At 71.6% G+C, this 23848-nt stretch carries 25 protein-coding genes; 14 read left to right on the forward strand and 11 right to left on the reverse strand.

The genetic code is table 11. The annotated features are described in order from the left end of the window. Positions 1–200: 200 nt before the first annotated feature. The 7 genes from FXF68_RS31585 to FXF68_RS31615 form a co-directional block, all read right to left on the reverse strand. A complete protein-coding gene (locus tag FXF68_RS31585; protein ID WP_148765667.1) occupies positions 201–401 on the reverse strand; it encodes a hypothetical protein in 201 nt (66 codons plus the stop codon). Next, the gene (locus FXF68_RS31590; protein WP_148765669.1) at positions 394–1458 is read right to left on the reverse strand and encodes a hypothetical protein; all 1065 of its coding nucleotides are present in this window, start codon (positions 1456–1458) and stop codon (positions 394–396) included. The genes FXF68_RS31585 and FXF68_RS31590 overlap by 8 nt, the downstream gene beginning before the upstream one ends. Continuing rightward, the gene (locus FXF68_RS31595) at positions 1455–1775 is read right to left on the reverse strand and encodes a hypothetical protein (RefSeq protein WP_148765671.1); all 321 of its coding nucleotides are present in this window, start codon (positions 1773–1775) and stop codon (positions 1455–1457) included. The genes FXF68_RS31590 and FXF68_RS31595 overlap by 4 nt, the downstream gene beginning before the upstream one ends. After that, positions 1772–2341: a hypothetical protein gene (locus FXF68_RS31600; protein ID WP_148765673.1), complete on the reverse strand. Its 570-nt coding sequence runs from the start codon at positions 2339–2341 to the stop codon at positions 1772–1774. The genes FXF68_RS31595 and FXF68_RS31600 overlap by 4 nt, the downstream gene beginning before the upstream one ends. A 126-nt stretch (positions 2342–2467) precedes the next feature. Then, positions 2468–2668, reverse strand: coding sequence for a hypothetical protein (locus FXF68_RS31605; protein WP_148765675.1), 201 nt, complete (start codon positions 2666–2668; stop codon positions 2468–2470). Next, positions 2665–3357, reverse strand: a complete 693-nt coding sequence (locus tag FXF68_RS31610; protein WP_148765677.1) for a phage antirepressor N-terminal domain-containing protein — start codon at positions 3355–3357, stop codon at positions 2665–2667. Before FXF68_RS31610 ends, FXF68_RS31605 begins: the two co-directional genes overlap by 4 nt. Continuing rightward, complete coding sequence (locus tag FXF68_RS31615; RefSeq protein WP_148765679.1) at positions 3354–3701, reverse strand: hypothetical protein; 348 nt, start codon at positions 3699–3701, stop codon at positions 3354–3356. The genes FXF68_RS31610 and FXF68_RS31615 overlap by 4 nt, the downstream gene beginning before the upstream one ends. 203 nt (positions 3702–3904) lie before the next feature. Here FXF68_RS31615 and FXF68_RS31620 point away from each other — a divergent pair, with 203 nt between their 5' ends. Further along, positions 3905–4444, forward strand: a complete 540-nt coding sequence (locus tag FXF68_RS31620; protein ID WP_148765681.1) for a helix-turn-helix domain-containing protein — start codon at positions 3905–3907, stop codon at positions 4442–4444. A gap of 183 nt (positions 4445–4627) precedes the next feature. Further along, on the forward strand, positions 4628–5584 hold the full coding sequence (locus FXF68_RS31625) for a hypothetical protein (RefSeq protein ID WP_148765683.1): 957 nt from the start codon (positions 4628–4630) through the stop codon (positions 5582–5584). Here FXF68_RS31625 and FXF68_RS31630 read toward each other — a convergent pair. Genes FXF68_RS31630 through kdd form a run of 3 tightly spaced genes read right to left on the reverse strand, consistent with a single transcriptional unit; the run spans position 5561 to position 9643 of the window. Next, entirely contained in the window at positions 5561–7168 is a 1608-nt protein-coding gene (locus FXF68_RS31630) for a recombinase family protein (protein ID WP_148765685.1), read from the reverse strand. The genes FXF68_RS31625 and FXF68_RS31630 overlap by 24 nt on opposite strands. Next, positions 7165–8511, reverse strand: coding sequence for a DUF2252 domain-containing protein (locus FXF68_RS31635; protein ID WP_148765687.1), 1347 nt, complete (start codon positions 8509–8511; stop codon positions 7165–7167). Before FXF68_RS31635 ends, FXF68_RS31630 begins: the two co-directional genes overlap by 4 nt. Positions 8512–8563: 52 nt before the next feature. Next, positions 8564–9643, reverse strand: a complete 1080-nt coding sequence (gene kdd, locus FXF68_RS31640) for an L-erythro-3,5-diaminohexanoate dehydrogenase (RefSeq protein WP_148765689.1) — start codon at positions 9641–9643, stop codon at positions 8564–8566. 137 nt (positions 9644–9780) lie between these two features. Between kdd and FXF68_RS31645 the strand changes: the two genes are divergently transcribed. From FXF68_RS31645 to FXF68_RS31700, 12 genes are all read left to right on the forward strand, one after another. Beyond that, positions 9781–11166: a KamA family radical SAM protein gene (locus tag FXF68_RS31645; protein ID WP_148765691.1), complete on the forward strand. Its 1386-nt coding sequence runs from the start codon at positions 9781–9783 to the stop codon at positions 11164–11166. 83 nt (positions 11167–11249) lie between these two features. Then, positions 11250–12434 (forward strand): cytochrome P450, encoded by a 1185-nt coding sequence (locus FXF68_RS31650; RefSeq protein WP_148765693.1) that lies wholly within the window; start codon positions 11250–11252, stop codon positions 12432–12434. 25 nt (positions 12435–12459) lie between these two features. After that, complete coding sequence (locus FXF68_RS31655; RefSeq protein WP_148765695.1) at positions 12460–13539, forward strand: DUF3616 domain-containing protein; 1080 nt, start codon at positions 12460–12462, stop codon at positions 13537–13539. 62 nt (positions 13540–13601) lie between these two features. Beyond that, positions 13602–14789, forward strand: coding sequence for an acyl-CoA dehydrogenase family protein (locus FXF68_RS31660; protein WP_148765697.1), 1188 nt, complete (start codon positions 13602–13604; stop codon positions 14787–14789). Positions 14790–14967: 178 nt separating this feature from the next. Beyond that, positions 14968–15507, forward strand: coding sequence for an FHA domain-containing protein (locus FXF68_RS31665; protein WP_148349239.1), 540 nt, complete (start codon positions 14968–14970; stop codon positions 15505–15507). A 104-nt stretch (positions 15508–15611) separates the two neighbouring features. Next, positions 15612–16838, forward strand: coding sequence for an ROK family transcriptional regulator (locus tag FXF68_RS31670; RefSeq protein ID WP_148765699.1), 1227 nt, complete (start codon positions 15612–15614; stop codon positions 16836–16838). Positions 16839–16877: 39 nt separating this feature from the next. Further along, entirely contained in the window at positions 16878–18206 is a 1329-nt protein-coding gene (locus FXF68_RS31675; RefSeq protein WP_148765701.1) for an ABC transporter substrate-binding protein, read from the forward strand. Positions 18207–18209: 3 nt separating this feature from the next. Then, a complete protein-coding gene (locus tag FXF68_RS31680) occupies positions 18210–19187 on the forward strand; it encodes a carbohydrate ABC transporter permease (RefSeq protein ID WP_246179050.1) in 978 nt (325 codons plus the stop codon). After that, a complete protein-coding gene (locus tag FXF68_RS31685) occupies positions 19184–20044 on the forward strand; it encodes a carbohydrate ABC transporter permease (RefSeq protein WP_148765703.1) in 861 nt (286 codons plus the stop codon). Before FXF68_RS31680 ends, FXF68_RS31685 begins: the two co-directional genes overlap by 4 nt. Beyond that, on the forward strand, positions 20041–21297 hold the full coding sequence (locus tag FXF68_RS31690; RefSeq protein WP_148765704.1) for a 6-phospho-beta-glucosidase: 1257 nt from the start codon (positions 20041–20043) through the stop codon (positions 21295–21297). The genes FXF68_RS31685 and FXF68_RS31690 overlap by 4 nt, the downstream gene beginning before the upstream one ends. Continuing rightward, on the forward strand, positions 21297–22304 hold the full coding sequence (locus FXF68_RS31695; protein ID WP_148766146.1) for an N-acetylglucosamine kinase: 1008 nt from the start codon (positions 21297–21299) through the stop codon (positions 22302–22304). The genes FXF68_RS31690 and FXF68_RS31695 overlap by 1 nt, the downstream gene beginning before the upstream one ends. 99 nt (positions 22305–22403) lie before the next feature. Next, positions 22404–23312 (forward strand): TIGR03619 family F420-dependent LLM class oxidoreductase, encoded by a 909-nt coding sequence (locus FXF68_RS31700; protein ID WP_148765706.1) that lies wholly within the window; start codon positions 22404–22406, stop codon positions 23310–23312. 32 nt (positions 23313–23344) lie between these two features. Here FXF68_RS31700 and FXF68_RS31705 read toward each other — a convergent pair whose 3' ends face one another. Next, complete coding sequence (locus tag FXF68_RS31705; protein ID WP_148349245.1) at positions 23345–23785, reverse strand: Lrp/AsnC family transcriptional regulator; 441 nt, start codon at positions 23783–23785, stop codon at positions 23345–23347. Between the last annotated feature and the right edge of the window lie 63 nt (positions 23786–23848).

Below are 23848 nucleotides of genomic sequence, written 5' to 3' on the forward strand. Positions count from 1 at the left end.
AGGAGCGGAGTCCGGGTGTTCCGGGTCGTTCCACTCCGCGGCCGAGTCGACCGGGCACGGGTCGGTCCATGTGACGGTCAGGGCGCCACGGTGGCGGGGCGGGACCGGCCGTGCAGGCGCCTGCCGGTCCGCCATGGCCAGCGCCTCCCCCAGCACCGTGGCTACGCCGACGGCCCCGGCGGCGATGAGGAGTCCCGTGATCATCGGGCCACCGCCTCAGCGGCACGCCAGCCGCGCCCCTCATCCACGACCAGCCGGGCGTCCTGGTTGCCGCAGAACGCCAGGGCGCGCAGCCACCAGCGCGCGTCCACCTCATCCGAGCGGACGTCCACGTGATCCGGGGACGGAGAACCCCCGAACTCCACACCCCACACCGGGGCAGACAGGACGGCCTCAGACATCGCGGGTCGCCTCCTCACCGTCACCGGCGGTGGCGAGGACCTTGCGAAGGTCCTGGACCGCTGCGCAGAGCTGGCAAGTGACCATGTCCTCGAACGGCGCATCTGGGCCCTTGCAGGCCCAGAACACGCAGGGCTGCTGCTCCAGCACCTCGATGGCGTCGCGAAGGGTCTTGATCGCTTCGGCCTTGAGCCCGGCGCGCTCGTTGGGCGCCTCTTCCTCGCCCCCGAGGGCGCGAAGCCTTCTGGCGACCCGCCGCATGGCGGCGTCCCAGCCGCGGTCCCAGCGGTCTTCCGGGGCGCAGTCGGGGCCCGGATCCAACTCCGAAGCGAAAGTGCGCACCTGTTGCGTGATGCGGTCCGCTTCGGCGCGTGCAGCGTCGCGGTCGACCCGCGCCTGCTCCGCGGCATGCTGGAGGCGTTGCATCGCGGCGATCAACTCGCCGTGCCGCGCCTGCTCCTCCACGAGGTCGGCGCGCGCCTTGTCCCGCTCGGTCTCGGCCCGCCGCGCCCGCTTGTCCGCCTCGGCCTTCTCACCGGCCAGCCACTCGCGGAACCGCTCGCAGTCGTCGAGGTCACACCGCTTGGCCAGCTCGGCGCGGAGCCGCTTGGCGTCCTGCTCCCATCCGTCTTCCAGCTCCTGGATGCGGGCCTCGGCCTCGGCGAGCTTCCCGGCGGTGGCGACCGCCTCCAGCCGAAACGTGTCCCGCTGGGCCTTGAGGGCGGCGAGCGCGGGCAGGAACTCGGCCTCGCCTCGCGGCTGGGCGTGACCGCACTCGTCGCAGCGCGCGTCTTGGTTGCCGGGCTCGTCGTCGTGATGCCAGAGGCCGCAGTTGGCGCACTTGAACGCGACGCCCGTGGCGTCGGTCAACTCGGCGCGGAGACGCGCCACCACGGCCAGCAGCGTGGGCACGTCCTCCGGACCCGGCGGGCCCCACTCACAGGAGTGGTCGCCCTTCTGCTGGACGTCACGGTGCACACCGGTGTGGCGCGGGCTGCGGTCACAGTCGTGGTCGTGGATCAGGCACGGCATCCCACACCGCTGGCGCTCGTCGGTCATTGCGTGAACACCTCCGCTCCCTTCTCGGAAGCGGTGGCGCACGGCCAGCCGGACACGATGCCCTCGTCCCAGCACACGGCGCAGTACCACAGGTTCGGGCTGCCGAGGTCGTCGAACCGGGGCAGGTGGAAGCGGGCGGGCAGCTTGGCCCTCTCCTCCAGCGTCAAGGCGCTGAGGTCCTCGTAGTCGGGCATGTCCGGGGGCTCGATGAGGTGGGCGCGGGCAGCGCACTCCTCGTGCTCGACAGGCTTGCCGTCGGCGGTCAGCGCTCGGCAGGTCCCGCAGGCGTTCTGGTCGGCGTGCTTGGAGGCGGTCACGACCGGCCCCCGTTGATCGCGGGAAGCACTGTGGTCTGGAACCATGCGGTGGCCTCGAAGCCACCCGTGCACAGGTCGATCAGCCGTTCGTAGCCGGAGTGGATCTCGCCGGTGAACTCGTTCTGCCAGAGCCAACGCACGCCGCGCTCGTCCAGCCATCGCCCGAGGTCGGCGACGATAGAGGCGTGCAGGTCACCGCAGCCCCGGCCCTGCTCGTCGCGGTAGCCGTACGTGGTGTCAAAGGACACCTCCAGCCAGCACGCCGGGTTGCTGTGCTCGTCGCCGCAGCCGGGGTCGCAGTACCACTCGCAGCCGTTGTCGGCCGCGCGGAGCGGCATGTCCGGCCGGTAGTAGACGTCCAAGAGGGCGCACAGCCCTTGGTTGATGTCATTGCCGATGTGCCAGGCGTTGCCAGGCTCGGGCTTGCAGACGCCCCTCCGCCACGTCCTGAGCTGCTCATCGTGGGACAGTGTGGCCTCGGTTGCGCCGAGGATCTGGTTGCACTTCACGAACACGTCGCGGTGCGGGATTCGGTCGAGGACGTAGACCGTGGTGTCGAGGGTCATGACGCGCACCTCGTGGGCGTCGTCCCGTTAGGCTCTGTCATTGCTGGCCGACTCCTTGATTTCGAGTTGGGGTTTGTCGGTTGGCGGTGAGTCCCGGTCGGGCGGAATCCGGCCGGGGCTCGTTGTTCATGCGGCTCCGCGTTCCTCACGTCGAGCCGAAGGGGCAAGGCATCCGCCCATGGACTGCCGGATCTGCTGGTACACGTCGTCGCCCGGGCCGAGCGTCGGAGCGGACTCGGCGGCGCGCTCGGCGGCCTCCCAGATCGCGACCTCCCCAGCGGGCATGCCGGGCGTCCACCAAGGCCGCGACTCGCGCGGCGCGGTCATGTCGCCTCCAGCTCAAGCTGAGCCGCAGCGGCATCGACCTCAGACATCCCGATCTGCAGAAACCCGCGAGCTTCGAGACGGGTGATCGTGTCGTAGACCTTCGCCGCCAGGAACGCGACGGCAGTGGGGTTGATCAGCCACGCGGTCCCGGAGAACCAGAACAGGTGCGCGAAGTCCTTACGCGGCGACCCGTTCTGCTTCAACACACCAGCCGAGCGGAGCGCCCGCGTCAGGGAGGTGACGGACAGGCTGATGAAATGCCGCTGGCTCAGAACCGTCGCAAGTTCTTCCCAGGTGAACGTCAGCGGTTCCTGCTTCGCCATAGCGCGCGGGTTGGTCGCCCGTCCCGCAGTCCAGTACTCGTGGATCGCATCTGCGACCTCGGCCTGGTAGGCGATGAGCTTGGGCCGGATCCGCTCGGAGACCTTGGCTTCGTCGATCGTGGCGAGCAGCATCAAGAACGTCCGCACAGTGCAGGTCAACATTTCCCTGCGTTGTGCCTGTTCAGAGACCTGCACCCCACTCAAGTGGGTCACAGCCCACGAGCGGCGGCGAAGCTTCTCGACCTGGCGCCAGTAGTCGACTCCCAAGGCATCGAGCGCTGTGCGGAGCACGATCTCCGGCTGACCCTGCACGTCGACGAGTAGGAGACGGTCGCCGTAGAAGTCGAAGCTCTGCGCCCGGGTCATGACGCCTGCCGGGTGAGGAGCGGCCCGGGGGTGTGCTCCGGGCAGTTGAGGCAGAGCGGCACGGTGGTGCCGTCCTCGGTGACGATCTCGAACAGGTCGGAGAGGTTGAGTTCGTCGCCCTTCAGTTCAACAACGTTGCGCGCGGCGAGGATCAGCCGGGCGGTGAACAGCGGCCCGGGATGGGACGCCCAGTTCTGCATGCGGCTGTAGGTGGAGGCGTCGACGCCGATGTAGCCGGCGACCTCGCCGTCGGTCCGGGCCTCGAAGATCTCGCGGAGGATGTCGTTGGCTCCGTGGCGGAGCCGAACGGTCGGCGCATTGATGCGTCGGGTGTGGGCTGACACGGCACGCTCCTTGCGATATGTGCAAGGCCAAGTTAGCTATGCACCTAGCGCAATGCAAGGCCGCAAGGGGCCCAATCCTTGTGGATCATGCGTTCGAAGAACCGCGCCTACCTGGGGGTAGATTCGCGACACGCCCTGCGAGCAGGCGTCTTGACGTTCATGCAAGTGGACGGGCGCGAACTGCACCCAGTAGGCTCATGTACATGGCCAAGAGCGACTGGCCGGTGGAGCGCTTCATCGACACCCTCGACCGTGTCATCAAAGAGACCGGCCTCTCCCAAGTCGAACTCGCCGCACTCGTACCCATGGATCAGTCCCAATTCAGCCGCTGGAAGTCCGGCGGCAGCCGCCCCAGGTACGAGAGCCTCCTCGCGTTCGCGCGAGCCATCGAGGAACACCACCCCAACCTCAGCATCAAGCGAGAAGAGATCCTCGCCGCAGGTGGCTACGCCGACGCGACCCGCATGATCGCCCCCAACGGCAACACCGCCGCCCATTCAGTCCACATCCCAGGCGACGTGCACCTCTCAGCCCTCGAACCCTGGGAGCAGCACATCTGGTTCACGCCCGACATGACCGTCGAGCAGCGCCGCGGTCTCATCCGCTTCGCACGGCTAGAGCGCGGTGAACTCACCGACGACCTTGCCTCACTCTTGAAGCTGTCGGACGCGTTGAACCAGGTCGTCGCCCGCCACCTGAGGAAGAACCTGAAGGAGTTGGAGGACCCGCCCGCCGCCGGGTAGGTCCCTACCGTCGCATCGACTGTGATCGCACGTTTCTGACACCAAATGTCATGTAACGGATACATAACGTGTTCGTTGAAACGTCACCAAAACACCACCGACCGACGTCTCATCGACACACGGGGCTGGCACACATAACACCGCTGCGCACCTGCGCGGCACGGACTAGAAGAGTGTGCCTTCATGTCGATCAGCGCCGATGACACCGGAGACCACGACCTCCTTGCCGCCGCCGTCCACGACTGGAACGCCGGCTCCGCAAACTCCGACGTTCCCGCCGCGTTCATCACCGCGCTCCGCACAGGCACACCCGGCGTCCGCTACCAAGTCACCCACGACGAGCACGCCGTCCACGTCGCCGTCGCCCGGGCCGGCGCCCCGCCCTACAACCCGGACCGGGAACGCGCCATCTGGCAGCAGCTCCGCGTGGCCATGCGCGACGCCACCCTTGACGGCATCCAGCCCGAGCTCCCCTGCGAATTCACCATGGCCGTCCGGCAGCACGACGGCCGCGAGATCCTCCTCTGTCGGCCTGGTACCGCGCTAGACCTTCGCCGCGCCCGCGAACGCCTCCGCCGCCGCCTCACCGCGCTGTCCCCGCTGCCGCTCCTCGGGACACTCCTCCAGCCCGTGGCCGGGTCCGCGACCGCGGTCGGTATCGCCATCGCCCCCATCCCGCCGATCCCTCCACACTCGCCGCCACCTGCCCCGCCGGTCGTGCGGGAAATGAACGGAGAGATCGCCCGGCCACCGTTGCCGTGGCTCGGCGCGTCCCACCCCGAACACGGCATCCTCACCCCGCCCACGCCCCCCGCGCTGCCCGAGCCGAAGGACACACCCGCGGTCGACACCGTGTCCCCGCCCGCCGTGACGCCGACCAGGCGTACGGCACCCAGGCAGCCTGCCGGGCCCAAGCCCGCCCGTGAACCCGCTCGCGCACCCGCGCCGTCCACGACGCCGCCCGCCATGTCCACGCCTACGCCCGCGCCGACCGGTCAGGACGAACCCGTGACCTCGATCGTCCCCGACCAGCCGCCGCCCGCACCTGAGGCGTCACCCACGGCGGCCCCGAACCCGCACGCCCACCGGCACGGGAAGCACCACAAGCCCCGCCCGCTACGCGGACGCGGACGCCACTGACCCCGCATCGCCGTCGCCGGCCGGACGGTTCGGCTGCCGCCACACGATCCGAACCGACTCCTCCGGCCGGTACCTCTTCGCGCCGCCCCCCAGCGGAAGAATCTCGATCTTCTCGCACAGAGCCCGGATGACCTCACGCCGCTGCGGGATACTCCGGCGCTCCCACTCGGCCACCACATCATCGAGCGCACCACCGGCCAGGCCCCGCAGCACCGGCGCCACCCGGGTCTCCGACATCTGCTGCCGCGCCTTCTCGATCTGCGGCAACAGCAGACCCTCCAAGCTCGCCAAACTGTCCAGCGACAAGGTGCCCTGCGCGCACCTACCCCGCGCATCCTCCAGCAGCGCCTGCTTCTCCGCCAGTTCCCTACTCAACCGGGCCAGCCGCTCATCCGCCCACCTGTCCTGCTGCAACACCTCCAACAGATCCGGCTGGCTCAACCGCAGACACACCGACCGCTCCACGTACCCATCCACCGCGGAGATCTTCCGCGACACGCAATACCCCGTCGTCGGCCCAAACCCCGACCGGCTGTCCGGCGCGCACACATACGTCGGGGCCCGCGTGGAACCCATCCGCCGCACCACCCGACCGCACACCCCGCACGTCGCCAACCCCGTCAACAACCGCGACACCGCACCCTCGCGAGGCGAACTCCGACTCGTACGGTTGAACCTCGCCACGCACGCATGGAACTGCTCCATCGGAACGAGCGGCTCCCACACCGTCTGCACCCCGGGCAACACCACCCCCTGATGGACCCGCTGCCCGACATACGCGGGATTCACCGAGATCTCACGTATACGGGTCGGGGTCCACCCCCACCGCCCGTTCCGCGACGTCGGGATACCCCGCCGGTTCAAATCAACGGCCACCGACCGCAGCGAGTCACCCGACGCGATCCTCTCCACGATCTCCCGGACCAGCCCAGCACGCGTGTACTCGTACTCCTTGCCATCCTGACCGACCGCAGTGTGGACCTCCTCGTCGAACACGACCTTGGCAAGCTTCTTCTTCCCGTTCGGCGCAACCTCGTAGATCCGCTGGTACCCGTACAGCATCCGGCCCGCAGGCAGGCCCTTCCTCGCGGCGTTCCGCTTGTCTCGTCTCACTCGCTCCGACGTCTTCTCCGAGTCGTCCGCCGAATCCATGCCCTCCTCGGCGAGGGTCTTGTAGTCGCGGCGCTTCCCCGGATCGTAGGTCCGCTCGTGGGAGGTGATATGGATCAGCACACCCAGGTCCCGGCAGGTGTCCAAGAACGCGATCCAATGCGCCAACCGCCGGTCCCCACGCGAGGACTCCCACAGCACCACGACATGGAACCGGCCGATGGCCACGTCCTCCAACAACCGGTCCCAATCTTCACGTTGCTTTGTGGCGAACCGCGACGCCGACTTGTCGTTGTCGCAGTACGCCTCGCCAACCTCCCAGCCCTCGTCCTCGCAGACGTCACGGTTCTCGCCGTCCTGATCTGACACGGACCTTTGGTCGTTGCGGTCGTCCTTGCTGACCCGGGAGTACAGCGCAGCGACCAGCGGCTGTCCGGCCTTCAGCGCGGCGTGCGCAAGTCCGTCTTTGGTCACGTCGTCAAAAGTACAGACAACTTGCCTTGACGAGAACGGAAGGCGTCAACGAAATATTCGTGATCATCGCGGACGATCTCGGCGTAGCTCATGCCGAACGCGACCATCGCCTCGACGAACGCGGTCTCGTCGGGGCCGATCACCGCGTCGATCGCGTCCTCGACCTGGAAGCCGACCAGGCTGTGGTCGGAGTCGGTGTCGGACACGCAGTGCACCTTCGCGGTGGCGCGGCCGAGGTCGTCCAGGACCGACAGCATCTCGTCCGGCTCGGTGAGACCGCTCCAGTCGAGGTCCTCCTCGTAGGGCGACAGCTCCTGGACGACGAACCCCACCCCGTCGATCTGGGTGTGCCCGAGCCACGGGTCGCTGTTGGCCTGCAGCGCCCGCCGCGACACCGCCGTCCGGTGCCCGTGGTGCTTGAAGTACTCGCGGATCCGCGCGTCGTCGACGACCCGGCTCGGCGCGGCGACGTTGCCCTGCTTCATCGACAGGATGACGTCGTTCTCCAGCGCCTGCGTGTTGCCCTCGACCAGGATGTTGTACGCCGACAGCCCGGCCGACCCGATCCCGAACCCGGACGCGCCGACGATGTCCTTGACGCCGTAGGTGAGGCTGCCGAACCGCTTCTCCACCGGGATCGTCGTCAGGTACTCGTGGTAGGCGGCCTCGACCTTGGCGCGCTCGGCGGCATCCAGGCGGCGGACGCCGGCGCGGTCGCGGAACCGGCGGTCGGGGCCGTCCACGACCGTCATGCCCTGCAGCAGCCCGATGCGGGTGCCGCCCATCGCGGCGACCAGCACGTCCCGGACGTACCCGTCGGTCGTGTCGAGCGTCAGCGCGAACCGCTCGTCGCCGTCGTGCGCCGCGAACTTGCGGACCTGGTCGACGTAGGCGCGCACGTACGTCTCGATCAGCCGCCTGATGTCGGCGTCGGAGATCGCCTTCTGCCAGGCCAGCAGCGCCAGGCTCGCGACGAGGCGCTTGACGTCCCAGGTGAAGTGCCCGACGTACGCCTCGTCGTAGTCGTTGACGTCGAACACGAAAACGCCGTCGTCGTTCATGTAGGTGCCGAAGTTCTGCGCGTGCAGGTCGCCCTGGATCCACACGCGGGACGTGCGCTCGTCGGCCCACGGGTCGTCGTCGTGGACGATGTCGGCGTAGAACAGGCACGCGCTGCCCCGGTAGAACGCGAACGGGTCGGAGGCCATCTTGCGGAACCGGCGGCGGAACTCGGCGGGGCTGCGCTCCATCAGGTCCGAGAACGCGTCGACCAGGACGTCGACGATCTGCGCCTGGCGTTCCTTCGCGTCCCGCCCGCGCAGCTCCTCGGTGATGCTCCCCATGCCGTCTCCCTCGATGTCCGGGTGCTCCCCGCCCGCTTCCGGGGCGTTCCGGTCATTCTGCCGAATCAGCCCCCGTCCGGGCGGTGAACAACGCGCGAATCGCGGGCTCGGTCCGCACCAGGTCGAGCGCCGTCTCGGCGTGGCCGGGCACGTACCCGTTCCCGATGAGCATCGTGACGTCGGCGGCGAGGCCCTCCGCGCCGAGCGCGGCGGCGGGGAACGACGTCGCCATCGAGAAGAACACCACGACGCCGCCGGGCGCGGTCGCGAGGATCGCGCCGTGCTCGCAGCCGGGGACGTCCACGCACACGACGGTGACGTCCACCGGCTCCCCGACCGCCGCGGCGACCGCGACCGGGTCGCGGGCGTCGGCGCGGACGACGGCGTCGGCGAGGCTGGTCCCGGCCAGAAGCTCCTCCTCCGCCTCAGTCGGCACCAGCCCGATCACGCGGGACGCCCCGGCCCGCCGCGCCGCCGCCATCGCCAGGGAGCCGCTCTTCCCGGCCGCGCCCAGCACCGCCACCACCGGCGCGCGCTCCCGGGACGCGACGACGCGGGCGGTCAGGGCGGGCGCGCCGCACACGTCCATGACCGCGAGGGCCAGCGGGACGGGCAGGTCGCCGGGCAGCACGGCGGCGATCGATCGGGCGAACAGGATCGCGTGCCCCTCGGCGGGCACCTGCTCCGACAGCCCGTCCCAGCGGGCGAGCCCGTCGGTGATCGCCAGCGGGGTCAGCGTGAGCGACACGAGCGTCGCGATCCGGTCGCCGGGCTTCAGCCCGAGCGGCGACTCCGGGCCCGCCTCGGCGACGGTGCCGACCAGCATGCCGCCCGACCCGGTGACCGGGTTGTGCATCTTGCCGCGCTCGGCGACGATCCGCAGCACCTCGGCGCGGACCGCGTCCGGGTCGCCGCCGTGCGCGGTCCGCAGCTGCCGGAAGGACGCGGCGTCCAGGTTGAGCCGCTCGACGGCGACGCGCACCTCGTCCGGGCGGATCCGCGGGTCGGCGTCCAGCCGCAGCGCCGCCTGCGGCAGCACCCCCGCGGGCTCCAGCACCCGGTGCAGCCCCACCGCCGTACCCGTCCCCGTCCCCGTGTCCGTCCCCGCGCCCGCGCCGCCGCCCTCGCTCATCGCGCCTCCCGCCCTCGACCGGATGTGTTTCCGCAAGATGTACCGGGTACCACTGGTTTCATCGAAAGTCTTCCCGTAACGTCGGCCTCGTACAAGAGTTTTATGCGAACACCCGTGAGGCGAGGAGGCGGTCGACGATGACCACTGCCCTGCATCCGGAGCCGGGCCGCGGGGCCCGGTCCGCCGAGACCGCCCAGCCGTACGAGTACCGGCGCCGGCCCCTGGAGGAGCCGGACTGGCGGCGCCTGCCCGGCTGGCGCGACGTCACCCGCGAGGAGTGGGAGTCCGCGCAGTGGCAGCGCGCCCACTGCGTGAAGAACCTGCGCCAGCTCCGCTCGGTCATGGGCGGCCTGCTGGACGAGTCCTTCTACGCCGACCTGGAACGCGACCAGGCCGAGCGCGCCACGATGTCGATGCTGCTGCCCCCGCAGATGCTCAACACGATGGACACCTCGTCCACCGGCGCCTTCTACGCCGACCCCGTCCGCCGCTACATGCTCCCGGTGTTCAGCGACCGGCGCGCCGACTGGCCGTCCCACCCGCTCGCCGAGCGCGACTCGCTGCACGAGGCCGAGATGTGGGCCGTCGAGGGCCTCACGCACCGCTACCCCACCAAGGTCCTGGCCGAGATCCTGCCGACGTGCCCGCAGTACTGCGGCCACTGCACCCGCATGGACCTCGTCGGCAACTCCACCCCGAACGTCGACAAGCACAAGTTCACCGTCAGGCCGCCGGACCGCCTCGGCGCTATGCTCGACTACCTGCGCCGCACGCCCGGCGTCCGCGACGTGGTCGTGTCCGGCGGCGACGTCGCCAACATGCCCTGGCCAAGGCTGGAGTCGTTCGTCGGCGACCTGCTCGACATCGACAACATCCGCGACATCCGCCTCGCCAGCAAGGCGCTCATGGGCCTGCCGCAGCACTGGCTCCAGGACGACGTCCGCGCCGGCATGGAGCGCCTCGCCACCAAGGCCCGCGAGCGCGGCGCGCAGATCGCGATCCACACCCACGTCAACGCCGCCGGCTCGGTGACGCCGCTCGTCGCGAAGGCCGCGCGGGCGATGCTCGACACCGGCGTCCGCGACGTCCGCAACCAGGGCGTTCTGCTGCGCGGCGTGAACGACACCCCCGCCGCGCTGCTCGACCTGTCGTTCGCGCTGCTCGACGAGGCCGGGATCATGCCCTACTACCTGTACATGTGCGACATGATCCCCTACAGCGAGCACTGGCGCCTCGCCGTCTGGGAGGCGCAGGAGCTGCAGCACGCGATCATGGGCTACCTCCCCGGCTTCGCCACCCCGCGGATCGTCTGCGACGTCCCCTACGTCGGCAAGCGCTGGGTGCACCAGCTCGCCGACTACGACCGCGAGCGCGGGATCTCCTACTGGACGAAGAACTACCGCACCGCCCTGGAGGCGTCCGACCCCGACGCGCTGACCCGGCGGTACGAGTACCACGACCCGATCTACACGCTGCCGGAGCCGGGCCGGGAATGGTGGCGGCGGCAGGCTGACGCCGCCTGACCGGTCGTGTCGCGCTTGATCAGTCGCACCGCTCGATACCTTTACGTTGTAGATCATTAGCTCGGCGATCTATGCTCGGACGGATGACGACCGACCTGACCTCCCGTTTCCCGCTCGGCGCCGCCGTCACGACGGCCGAACTGGACGACGACCCGCACCCGAGCCTCGCGCGGCTGCGGGAGCGCGAGCCGGTCTCCTGGCTCCCCGCGCTCGGCGGCTGGCTGGTCACCGCCCGCGACCCGGCGCAGCGGGTGCTGCGCGACGCCGCCGCGTTCACCGTGGACGACCCGCGCTTCTCCACCGCGCAGGTCGTCGGGCCGAGCATGCTGTCGCTGGACGGGCCCGTCCACACCCGGCACCGCGACCCGTTCGCCCGCCCGTTCCGGCCCGCGCCGACGCGGGAGCGGTTCACCGCGTTCGTCGCGGCCGAGGTCGACCGGCTCGTCGGCGGGATCGCGCCCGCCGGACGGGCCGAGCTGCGCGGCGACCTCGCCGGTCCGCTCGCCGTCGCGGTCGTCGCCGAGGCCCTCGGGCTGGACGGCGTGGACGCGGCGACCGTCCGCTCCTGGTACGGCGCGTTCGTCGACGCCGTGTCCGCGATCACGGCGGGCGGCGCCGCGCCGACCGCGGCGGACGAGGCGTACCGGCTGCTCACCGCGGCGGTCGAGGACGCGATCCGGGCGTCCCGCCCCGGCTCGCTGCTCGCCGGGGCCGCGCGGGACGAGGCCGGGCTCACCACCGCCGAGGTCGTCGCGAACGCCGCGATCCTGATGTTCGGCGGCATCGACACCACCGAGGGCATGATCGCCAACGCGGCGCTGCATCTGCTCGGCCACCCCGGCCAGCTTCAACTCGTCCACGAGGACCCCGGACTGCTGGACGCCGCGATCGAGGAGTCGCTGCGGCTGGAGCCGTCCGCGTCGGTCGTCGACCGGTACGCCACCCGCGACGCCGTCCTCGAAGCGGCGCAGATCCGCAAGGGGGACCTGGTGCGGGTGTCGATCGCGGGGGCCAACCGCGACCCGTCCGTGTTCCCCGACCCCGACCGCTTCGACGTGCGGCGGGGCAACGCCGCCGACCACCTCGCGTTCGCGCGCGGCCCGCACTTCTGCTTCGGCGCCCACCTCGCCCGGCTGGAGGCGCGCACCGCTCTCGCCGCGCTGCTGGAGCGGCTGCCGGGGCTGCAGCTCGACCCGTCGCGCCCCGCCCGGCCGCGCGGACTGGTGTTCCGAAAGCCGCCCCACCTGCATGTCCGGTGGGACGTCTGAGCCCCGCATATGGGAGCATTTCCGAATGATCGTGGAACGCCGGGTCGAGCTGCGCTTCGGGCGGGAAAGCCGTGAGGCCGAGACGCACACCAACCTGTCCGCCGTCCGCCAGGACGGACGCTGCCTGTGGGTCGCGGGGGACGAGACCGCCACCATCGAGCGGCTCACCGCCGAACTCGACGGCGACGGCCGGGTGACCGGCTACGCGGCGCAGGAGACCGTCGCGCTCGCCGACCTCGTCCCGCTGCCCGCCGGGCCGGACGAGGAGGCCGACATCGAGGGCCTCGCCCGCGCCAACGGCTGGCTGTGGGCGATCGGCTCGCACAGCCTCAAGCGCAAGAAGATCAAGCCGGGGCAGCGCGACGCGAAGGCGCGCAAGCGGCTCGCGACCGTCGTCCGCGAGGACAACCGCTTCGTCCTCGTGCGGCTGCCGCTGGCGACCGGCGCGGACGGGCTGCCGCACGTCGTCCGCGAGGACGGCGGACGCACCGCCGCCGTCCTCGGCCTCGACAAGGACTCGATCACCGACCTGCTCGCCGGCGACCCGCACCTCGCGCCGTTCCTGGCCATCCCGAGCAAGGACAACGGCCTCGACATCGAGGGCGTCGCCGCGCACGGCGACCGGCTCTACATCGGGCTGCGCGGGCCGGTGCTGCGCGGCTGGGCGGTGCTGGTCGAGATCCGCCCGGACACCCACCCCGACGACCCGCGCCGGCTGCGCGCGCTGCCCGTCGGCGACGGCGGCGACCGGTACCGCACCCACTTCCTCGACCTCGGCGGCCTCGGCATCCGCGACCTGTGCCCGCACGGCGACGACCTGCTCGTCCTCACCGGTCCCAGCATGGACCTGGACGGCCCGGTGCGGCTCGTCCGCTGGCCGGGCGCGGCCAGGGCGGACGCGGCGGAGATCGTCACCGCGGACGAGCTGGAAGTCCTCGGCGAACTGCCCTACGGCGACGGCGACGACCACGCCGAGGGGATCGCCGTCCTGGACGAGCCCGGCGCGCCCGGCACCCGCCTGCTCGTCGTGTACGACAGCCCGTCCCCCGACCGGCTCACCGACCGGGGCGGGGTCGTCGCCGACGTGATCAGACTCCCCGAGTAAGCGCTCGCTTTCGTCTTCTGCTTGGATGGTCCCGCAGGCATCCGGCGGAGGGCGGGACGAGCATGATCGAGTGGTCCGACGAAGACCTGATGATCCGGGACGCGGTGCGCGGCTGGATCGACGCCGAGGTCAGGCCGAACCTGGACGCGCTGGAGTCCGGCGACCTGCCCCCCTACGACCTGCTGCGCAACCTCTACAAGACGTTCGGGATGGACGAGCTGGCCCGCTCGTCCTTCCGGTCCCGCACGCGGAAGGACGGGGACGCCGGGGAGTCGGGCGGCGGCAGCGCGGCGATGACGATGATCCCCGTCATCGAGCTGTGCCGGGTCGCGCCCGGGCTGGTCGCCGCGATGGGCGTCGGCCTCGGCCTCGCCGCCGGGACGATCATGAAGCGCGGCACGCCCGAGCAGAGGGAGCGCTGGGCCCTCCCCCTGCTCACCATGGAGAAGATCGGCGCGTGGGCCATCACCGAGCCGAACTCCGGGTCGGACGCCTTCGGCGGCATGCAGGCCACCGCGCGCAAGGTCGGCGACGAGTACGTCATCAACGGCGCCAAGACGTTCATCACCAACGGCCCCTACGCCGACACCATCGTCTTCTACTGCAAACTCGACGACGGGCGCGCCCCGCGCGACCGGGAGATCCTCGCGTTCGTCCTGGACAAGGGCATGCCGGGCCTGGAGCAGAGCCGGCCGCTGCGCAAGATGGGCCTGCACTCCTCCCCCACCGGCGAGCTGTCGCTCACCGACGTCCGCGCGGGCGCCGACCGGCTCCTCGCGGCGGGCGAGGGCGGCGGCCGGGAGTCGGCGCGGCAGAACTTCGTCACCGAGCGCGCGGGCGTCGCGGCGATGGCGCTCGGCGTCATCGAGGAGTGCCTGCACCTGTCCGTCGAGTACGCGAAGGCGCGCGAGCTGTGGGGGCAGCGGATCGGCGACTTCCAGCTCATCCAGCTCAAGCTCGCCAAGATGGAGGTCGCGCGGCTGAACGTCCAGAACCTGGTGTTCCGGCACATCGAGATGCAGCGGGCCGGGCGGACGCCCACGCTCGCCGAGGCGTCGGCGATGAAGCTGTACGCGGCGCAGGCCGCGAGCGAGGCCGCGCAGGAGGCCGTGCAGCTGTTCGGCGGCAACGGCTACATGAGCGAGTTCCGGGTCGAGCAGCTCGCCCGGGACGCCAGGTCGTTCCAGATCTACGCGGGCACCGACGAGATCCAGGTCACCCATATCGCCCGTGACCTGCTGTCGCGCTGAACCGTCCGGGAACCGGTCCCAGAGCCCCGTCCGGGCGGGCGTTCCGCGGCGAACACGCCGCGAACTTCCGGCGGACGGACCGCATCGAAGAGGGGGAGGGTGGGTGAGGGCGATCGCCCTCCCTCGCCTGACGGCCACAGATGGACAAGCCGACGATGGGGACTGGATACTCAACGACATGGACGGTCAGCCCTCATTCCCGGTGAGAGCGTCCGACACCGAGCGGGACCGCGTGCTGCGGGCCCTGAGCGACCGCGTGGCCGAGGGCCGCATGTCGCACGAGACCTTCGAGCGGCGCGTCGACCAGGTGCTGCGCGCCCGCAGCCAGGCCGAGCTGGCCGACATCGTGCACGACCTGCCGTCCGGGAACCGGGTGCTGAACCGGCTGACCGGCATCGTCTCCTCGGTCTCGCAGGCCACCGCGCGGTTCGAGGCGGCCTGGCGGGCGCCGCGGCTGCCGCGCTTCACGCTGCCGCCGAAGGACCTCGGGCGCATCGTCGTCGGCCGCGCCCCGGCCTGCCAGTTCATCCTCACCGACCTGACCGTGTCGCGGTTCCACGCCGAGATCTACCGCGCGGACGAGGGCTGGATGATCTCCGACCTCGGGTCCATGAACGGGACGCGGGTCAACGGCTGGCGGCTGACCGGGCCCGCCCGCGTCCGTCCCGGCGACGAGGTCGGCTTCGGCAACTCCAGCTTCATCGTCGCCGCCCCCTGAGGACCGCCGCCTGAGAAGCGCCCCGCGAAGGTCTTGACGCTTTCGTTAAGAGTCCTTACTTTCTCCTCCAAGTTAGGAAACCTTCTTAACGCGGAGGCGCCGCCGTGTCCACGCCCGTGCCCGGGACCCCGAGCCTGCTGCGGGCGATCAACGACCGCGCGGCGCTGGAGGCGCTGCTCGACCGGGGGCCGCTGACCCGGCCGCAGATCTCCGACCTCACCGGCATCTCCAAGCCGACCGCGTCGCAACTCCTCGCCCGGCTGGAGGACGCCGGGCTCGTCGTCCGGGACGGCATCCGCGAGGGCCTCCCGGGACGCACCGCCGAGCTGTACCGGATCAACGGGTCCGCCGCGCACGTCGCGGGCGCCGACGTCACCCCCGCCCGGATCAGGGTCAGCGTCGCCGACCTCGCCGGGACGGTCGTCGGCGAGCACACCCTCCCGACGCCCGCCCGCACCGGCGTCGACGTCGTCGCCCGCATGGCCGCCGCCCTCGACGGCGCCGCCGCGGCCGCCGGGCTGGACCGCGGCGCCCTCGGCCTCGCCGTCATCGGCATCCAGGGCGCCGTCGACCCCGCCACCGGACGGCTCGGCTACGCCTCCCACATCCCCGGCTGGCACATCCCCGACCTGGTCGCGACGCTCAGCGACGGGCTCGGCGTGCGGGTCGCGATCGAGAACGACGTCAACCTCGCCGCGCTCGCCGAACGGGCGGGCGGGCAGGCCGCGGGCGCGGGCGACTTCGTCCTGCTGTGGGTCGCCGACGGCGTCGGCATGGCCGTCGTGCTGAACGGCGCGCTGCACCGGGGCGCGACCGGCGGCGCGGGCGAGATCGGCTACATGCCCGCGATCGGCGCGCCGCTGATGCGGGACGTCCGCCGCACCCACACCGGCGGCGTGCACAGCCTCGTCGGCGGCCTCGCCGTGCTGAAGCTGATGCGCGAGCACGGCTTCCGCGGCCGCGACGCCGTCACCGCGCTCGGCCGCGCCGCCGCCGACGTCGGCGCCGCGCGCGCCGCCGGGGCCCGCACCGCGACCGACGCGGGCGCCCGCGCCGAACGCGCCCTGACCGAGCTCGCGTCCCGGCTCGGCGTCACGCTCGCCACCGTGGTGGGCGTCCTCGACCCCGCCCTCGTCGTCCTGAACGGCGAGGTGCTGCGCGCCGGCGGGGAGCCGCTGCGCGCCCGCGTCGAGCAGCACCTGCACAGCCTGACGATCCCCCGTCCCGAGGTGCGGCTCAGCTCCGTCCAGGGGAACCCGGTCCTGGCCGGGGCGCTCCAGCAGGCCCTCCGGGAGACCCGCGACGAGGTCTTCTCCAGCACCGTCCCCTGACGACCCCGGAAACCCCGACCCCCCATAAGGAGAACCGGAGTGGCCACCATCATCAGCACGCGCCGGCTCGTGGCGGCCCTGACCGCCGCCGGGCTCGGCCTCACCGCCGCCTGCACGGCCGGCGGAGACAAGACCGACGACGGCCCGAAGGCCGACGAGAAGCAGACGATCCAGGTCTGGCACGGGTGGAACGCCCCGCACGAGGTGAAGGCGTTCCAGGACGCCGTCGCCGGGTTCAACAAGCAGCACCCGAACATCACCGTCAAGCTCGTCGGGGGGCAGACCGACGACCGGATCACCAACGCCATCCGGGGCGGGAACCCGCCGGACGTGGTGTCGTCCTTCACCACCGACAGCGTCGGCCAGTGGTGCCAGAGCGGCGCCTGGCAGAACCTGTCGCCCTACATCACCAAGTCGAAGCTGGACCTGAACCAGTTCCCCGCGGCGGTCCGCAAGTACACCGAGTTCAAGGGCGTCCGCTGCGCGATGCCGCTGCTCGCCGACGCCTACGGCCTGTACTACAACAAGAAGCTGATGAAGGGCGAGCAGCCGCCGAAGACGATGAGCGAGCTGACCGCACTCGCCAAGAAGCTCACCGTCCGCGACCCCGACGGGACCATCAAGGTCGCCGGGTTCATGCCGTCCGCGCAGTACTACGAGCACCAGGTCCAGCACCTCGCACCGCAGTTCGGCGTGAAATGGCTGACCGACGACGGAAAGGCCAACTTCGCGGGCGACCCCCAGTTCCAGGCGTACCTGAAATGGAACAAAGAGCTCATCGACTGGTACGGCTACAAGAACGTGAAGAAGTTCCTGCGCTCGCTCGGGCAGGAATTCGAGTCGTCCAACCCCTTCCAGAAGGGGAAGGTCGCGATGGCGATCGACGGTGAATGGCGCACCAAGTTCATCCAGGAGGAGGCGTCCGGCCTCGACTACGGCACCGCGCCCGCGCCGGTCTCCGACGACCGCGCGTCCTCCTACGGCGGCGGGTTCGTCACCGGCACCGTCATCGGCGTCCCGCGCGGCGCCAAGCACGCGCAGGCCGCGTGGGAGTTCGTCCAGTACCTCACCACGAACACCGAGGCGCTGGTCACGTTCGCCAACGCGCTCGGCAACGTGCCGTCCACCATCCCGTCGCTGTCGTCGACGAAGCTGACGCTGCCGCCGCAGTTCCACACGTTCCTGGACGTCTTCAAGAACCCGGCCAGCAGCACCACGCCGCCCACGCCGAACGGCAACGACTACGTCGTCCGGTTCCAGAAGTTCGTCCAGGAGGAGTGGGAGCCCGGCAAGGTCGGCGACCCCGGTGCGGCGCTGAAGAAGCTCGACGGCGACGTCGACGGCGCGCTGAAGCTCGCCGGAGGCTGACCCGTGGCACCCGGTTCACTGCGCGTCCCCTTCACCGGGACGCGGACCGGGACGGCGGCGGCGCGGGCGCGCCGCCGCCGACGCCTCCGGGTCCTCGCGTTCCTGTCCCCGTGGCTGGTCGGCTTCGCGCTGTTCTTCGCCTACCCCCTCGCCGCGACCGTCTACTTCTCCTTCACCCGGTACAACCTGTTCACGCTGGAGTACATCGGCCTGGACAACTACAAGTACCTGCTGCACGACGGCGAGGCCTGGACGGCCATGCGCAACACGCTGTGGCTGGTCGCCGTCCTCGTGCCGCTGAAGGTGCTGTTCGGGCTCGGCGCCGCCCAGCTCCTCACCAAGATCAAGCGGGGCGGCGGCGTGCTGCGGTCCGTGCTGTACGTGCCGTACCTGATCCCGCCGGTGTCGGCGACGGTCGCGTTCGTGTTCCTCATGAACCCCGGCACCGGGCCGTTCCACACCATCACCGACCGGCTCGGCGTCCCGCTCCCGGACTTCTTCAACGACGCCCCCTGGGCCAAGCCCGGACTGACCCTGCTCGGCCTGTGGGCGGTCGGCGACGTCATGATCATCATGCTGGCGGCGCTGCTGAACGTGCCCCAGTCGCTGTACGAGGCCGCCGCGATCGACGGCGCCGGGGCATGGTCGCGGTTCCGGCACATCACACTGCCGACGATCTCGCCCGTCCTCGCCTTCTCCGCCGTCACCGGCGTGATCGAGACGCTCCAGTACTTCACGCAGCCGATGGTGGCGGGGAAGGTCGCGTCCGGGCGGGCCGACCTGCCCGGCACGCAGTACTCCCCCGGCTACCCGGACGGCTCCACGCTCACCTTCCCCCAATGGCTCTACGACCAGGGGTTCCGCCAGTTCAACATGGGATACGCCTGCGTCCTCGCGCTGGTCATGTTCGCCACCGCGATGGTGTTCACCATGTTCCTGCTGCGCCAGTTCCGCGCGTTCGCCGGTGAGGAGGCTTCATGACCGCCGCCGCTACGTCCCGGCGGATGCCGAAGTCGGGGAGCAGGGCGCGGCGGGCGCTGCTGTGGGTGGCGGTGCACGCGACCGCCGTCGCGATCGGCGTGATGTTCCTCGCGCCGCTGGCGTTCATGGCGCTGACCGCCGTGATGACCGATCGCCAGGCGCTGACCGGCGACCTGTGGCCGCGGGACTGGGAGTTCGGCAACTTCGTGGACGTGTTCAGCGGCGACATGGTCCGCTGGACGGTCAACAGCCTCGTCTACGCGTCCCTGTCGACGGTGTTCATGCTGGTGTCGAGCGTCCCCGCGGCGTACGCGCTGGCCCGGTTCCGGTTCCGGGGCCGCAACGCCGCGCTGGTCGTGGTGATCTCCGCGATGATGCTGCCGCCGCAGGTCACGATGGTGCCGCTGTACATCGTCTGGTCGCGGTTCGAGCTGACCGGGACGCTCTGGCCGCTGATCATCCCGCAGCTGTTCGGGGACGCGTTCTCCATCTTCCTGCTCCGCCAGTTCCTCGTGACGATCCCCCGCGAGTACGCCGACGCGGCCCGCGTGGACGGCTGCGGGGAGCTGCGCACCATGCTGCGGGTCATCCTGCCGATGGCGAAGCCGGCGCTGGCCGCGGTCGCGCTGTTCCAGTTCTTCTACTGCTGGAACGACTACTTCCGGCCGCTCGTCTACGCCGACCCCGACCACTGGACGCTCGCCATCGGCGTCGCCACGTTCCGCCAGGCGCACCGCGTCGAGTGGAACCTCACCATGGCGGCGACGCTGCTGACGATCCTGCCCGTGCTCATCGTGTTCTTCCTCGCCCAGCGAGTGTTCATCCAGGGTGTGACCTTGACGGGAGTGAAGGGTTGAAGCTGACTGTCATCGGGGGTGGGTCCACCTACACCCCGGAACTCGTCGACGGGCTCGCGCGGGCCCACACCGCGCTGCCGGTGTCCGAGCTGGTCCTGCACGACCCGGACGCCGAGCGGCTGGACCTCGTCGGCGGCCTCGCCGCGCGGATGCTGTCGCGCGCCGGGCACCCCGCCACCGTGACGACGACCGCCGACCTCGACAAGGCCGTCGCCGACGCGACCGTCGTCCTGCTGCAGCTGCGCGTCGGCGGCCAGGCCGCGCGGCACCTCGACGAGACGATCCCGCTCGAATGCGGGTGCGTCGGGCAGGAGACGACCGGCGCGGGCGGGCTCGCGAAGGCGCTGCGCACCGTCCCCGTCGTGCTGGACCTCGCCGCCCGGGTCGCCGCCCTCGCGCCCAACGCGTGGATCGTCGACTTCACCAACCCGGTCGGCATCGTCACCCGCGCGCTGCTGGACGCCGGGCACCGCGCCGTCGGCCTGTGCAACGTCGCGATCGGGGTGCAGCGGCGCGCCGCCGCGCTGCTGGACGTCCCGCCCGACCGGATCAGCCTCGGCCACGCCGGGCTCAACCACCTCACCTGGGTGCGGTCGGTGCTGCTGGACGGCCAGGAGGTGCTCCCCCGCCTGCTCGACGAGCACCCCGACGAGCTGGCCAAGGCGTCCGGGCTCCCGGCGTCGTTCGTCCGGCGGCTCGGCGCCGTCCCGTCGTACTACCTGCGGTACTTCTACCAGCACGACCAGGTCGTCGAGGAGCTGCGCGGGGCGGAGACCCGGGCGGAGCAGGTCGCCGCGCTGGAACGCGACCTCCTCGACCTCTACGCCGACCCGACGCTCGACACCAAGCCCGCCCGGCTGGAGGAGCGCGGCGGCGCGTTCTACTCCGAGGCCGCCGTGCAGCTCGCCGCGTCCCTGCTGACCGGGCGGGGCGACGCGCAGGTCGTGAACGTCCGCAACCACGGCACGCTGCCGTTCCTGGACGACCGCGCCGTCATCGAGGTCCCCGCCCGGATCACCTCGGCGGGCGCGGTGCCGCTGCCCGTCCCGGCGTTCGAGCCGCTGTTCGCCGGGCTGATCGCGCACGTGTCCGCCTACGAGGAGCTCGCGCTCGACGCCGCGCTGCGCGGCGGCGTGGACCGCGTCGCGACCGCGCTGCTCGCCCACCCCCTCGTCGGGCAGGCCGACATCGCCGACCGGCTCGCCCGCGACCTGGTGGCCGCCAACCGCGCCCACCTCCCCTGGGCCGCGTGATGGCCGCTCCCGGGAACGTCCCCGCGCCGGAGGGCGGCGTGCTCGTCGCCGTCGACGGCGGCAACAGCAAGATCGACGCGGCCGTCGTCGGGACCGGCGGCGAGCTGCTCGCCACGGTCCGCGGCGACGGGTTCCGGCCGCACGCCGTGGGGCTGGACGCCGCCGTCGACTCCCTCACCGCCGTGATCGCCGAAGCGCTGCGCGGCGCGGGCGCCGCGCCCGGCCCGGTCGCCCACCTCGCCGTCTACACCGCCAACGTGGACCTTCCCGGCGAGGAGGAGCGGCTGGAGAAGCTCCTGCTCAACCGGGGCACGGCGGCGAGCGTCACCGCCGGGAACGACACGTTCGCGCTGCTGCGCAGCGCCGTCACCGCCGGGTGGGGCGTCGCCGTCGTGTGCGGCGCGGGCATCAACTGCGCGGGCGTCGGCCCGGACGGGCGGACCGCGCGGTTCCCGTCCCTCGGCCCGCACACCGGCGACTGGGGCGGCGGCTCCTCGCTCGGCCGCTCGGCGCTGTGGCACGGCATCCGCGGCGAGGACGGCCGGGGCCCGGAGACCGCGCTGTCCGCGGCGGTCGCGGCCCACTTCGGCGTCGCCCGGGCCCTGGACGTCGGCCTCGGCATCCACCACGGCGAGTTCTCCAAGGGGGACCTCACCGCGCTCGCGCCCGTCCTGCTGGACGTCGCGGAGGCGGGCGACGAGGTGGCCCGTGAGGTCGTGTCCCGGCTGGCGGAGGAGGTCGCGCTGCTCGGCTCGGTGGCGCTGCGCCGCCTCGACCTGCTGGACGCGCCCGCCGACGTCGTCCTCGGCGGCGGCGTCCTCGCCGCCCGCCGCCCGCTCCTCATGGACGCCGTCGCCGAACGCTACGCCGCGCTCGCCCCGCGCGCGCGGCTCATCGTCCCCGCGGACCCGCCGCTGCTCGGCGCCGCGCTCCTCGGGCTCGACCACCTCGGCGTCCCGGCCGCCGCCCACGACGCGCTGCGCGCAGCGTTCCGCCGCCCCCGCTGATCGCTCCTCCCGCCGGATGGTTGGATGGATCATCGGGCCACCGGCCGGTGGCCTTGACGTTGTAAGGTCGCGCTGGTCGGGGCTGGGAGGGAGCGGGCCGTGGAGATCGGGTTCGGCGTTCCGACGACGGGCGCTTGGGCCACCCCGGAGGCGCAGGCGCTCGTCGCGCGGCGCGCCGAGGATCTCGGCTACCACTCGGTGTGGACGCTGCAGCGCGTCCTGAACCCGGCGGGGTCGTCCGACGCGACGTACCGCAGCGTCACCGACCCGTTCATCACGCTCGCCTACCTCGCCGCGCACACCTCGCGCGTGCGGCTCGGCGTCGCCGTGGTGAACCTGCCGTTCTACGCGCCGCCGATCCTCGCCAAGCAGGCCGCCTCCCTCGACCGCGTCAGCGGCGGGCGGCTCGACCTCGGGCTCGGCCTCGGCTGGATGCGCGAGGAGTTCGCGGCGGTCGGCGCGCCGATGGAGCGGCGCGGGGCACGCGCCGAGGAGTACCTCGCGGTGCTGCGGGCGCTCTGGAGCGGCGGGCCCGCCGAGTTCCACGGCGAGTTCTACGACGTCCCGCCGGTCGTCATGGAGCCGCGCCCGGTCCGGTCGCCGGGGCCGCCGGTGCTGCTCGGCGGCGGCGCGGAGGCCGCGCTGCGCCGGGCCGGGCGGCTCGCGGACGGCTGGGTCAGCTCCAGCCGCGCCGACCTCGGCGCCATCGGACGGTCGATCGGGATCGTCCGGGACGCCGCCGAGCGGGCCGGGCGCGACCCGTCCGCGCTCCGGTTCGTGTGCCGGGGCGCCGTGCGGGTCAGGCCCGCCGGGGCGGCGGGACGGCGCCCGCTCACCGGGTCGTTCGACGAGATCCGCGCCGACCTGCGCGACCTCGCGGGCCAGGGGGTCACCGAGGTGTTCGCCGACCTGAACTTCGACCCCGAGATCACCGGACCGGACGCCGACCCGCGCGCCTCGCTGGACCGCGCCATGGAGGCCCTCGGCGCCCTCGCCCCCGGCCGCTGAGCCGGGCCGGAAGGGCGGGCCGGAAGGGCGGGTCAGAGGGGCGGGCGGCGCGCCTCCCACGGCGTGCTCAGCACGACCGTCGTCCGCGTCGCGACGTTCGCGGCGGCGCGGATCTTCTGCAGCAGGTCCTCCAGCTCGTTCGGGGACGCGACCCGCACCTTGAGGATGTAGCTCTCGTCCCCCGCGACCGAGTGGCACGCCTCGATCGCCTGGAGATGGGCGAGCCGCTCCGGCGCGTCGTCCGGCGCGGCCGGGTCGATCGGTTTGATCGAGATGAACGCGGTCAGCGGCAGCCCGATCTCCCGGCTGTCGAGCTGGGCGGCGAACCCGGTGATGACCCCGCGCTTCTGCAGCCGCCGCACGCGCTGGTGCACGGCCGACACCGACAGGCCGGTCTCCTTGGCGAGGTCGGTGAAACTCATCCGCCCGTCGTCGGCGAGCAGCGCCAGGATCTGACGATCGATCTCCTCCACGCGGGAAATCTAGCGCGACTGGACCCCGATCAGATCACCGATCGGCTCATTCCGCGCGATCCA

The organism is Actinomadura decatromicini (genome assembly GCF_008121305.1).
Classification (GTDB): Bacteria; Actinomycetota; Actinomycetes; order Streptosporangiales; family Streptosporangiaceae; genus Spirillospora; species Spirillospora syzygii.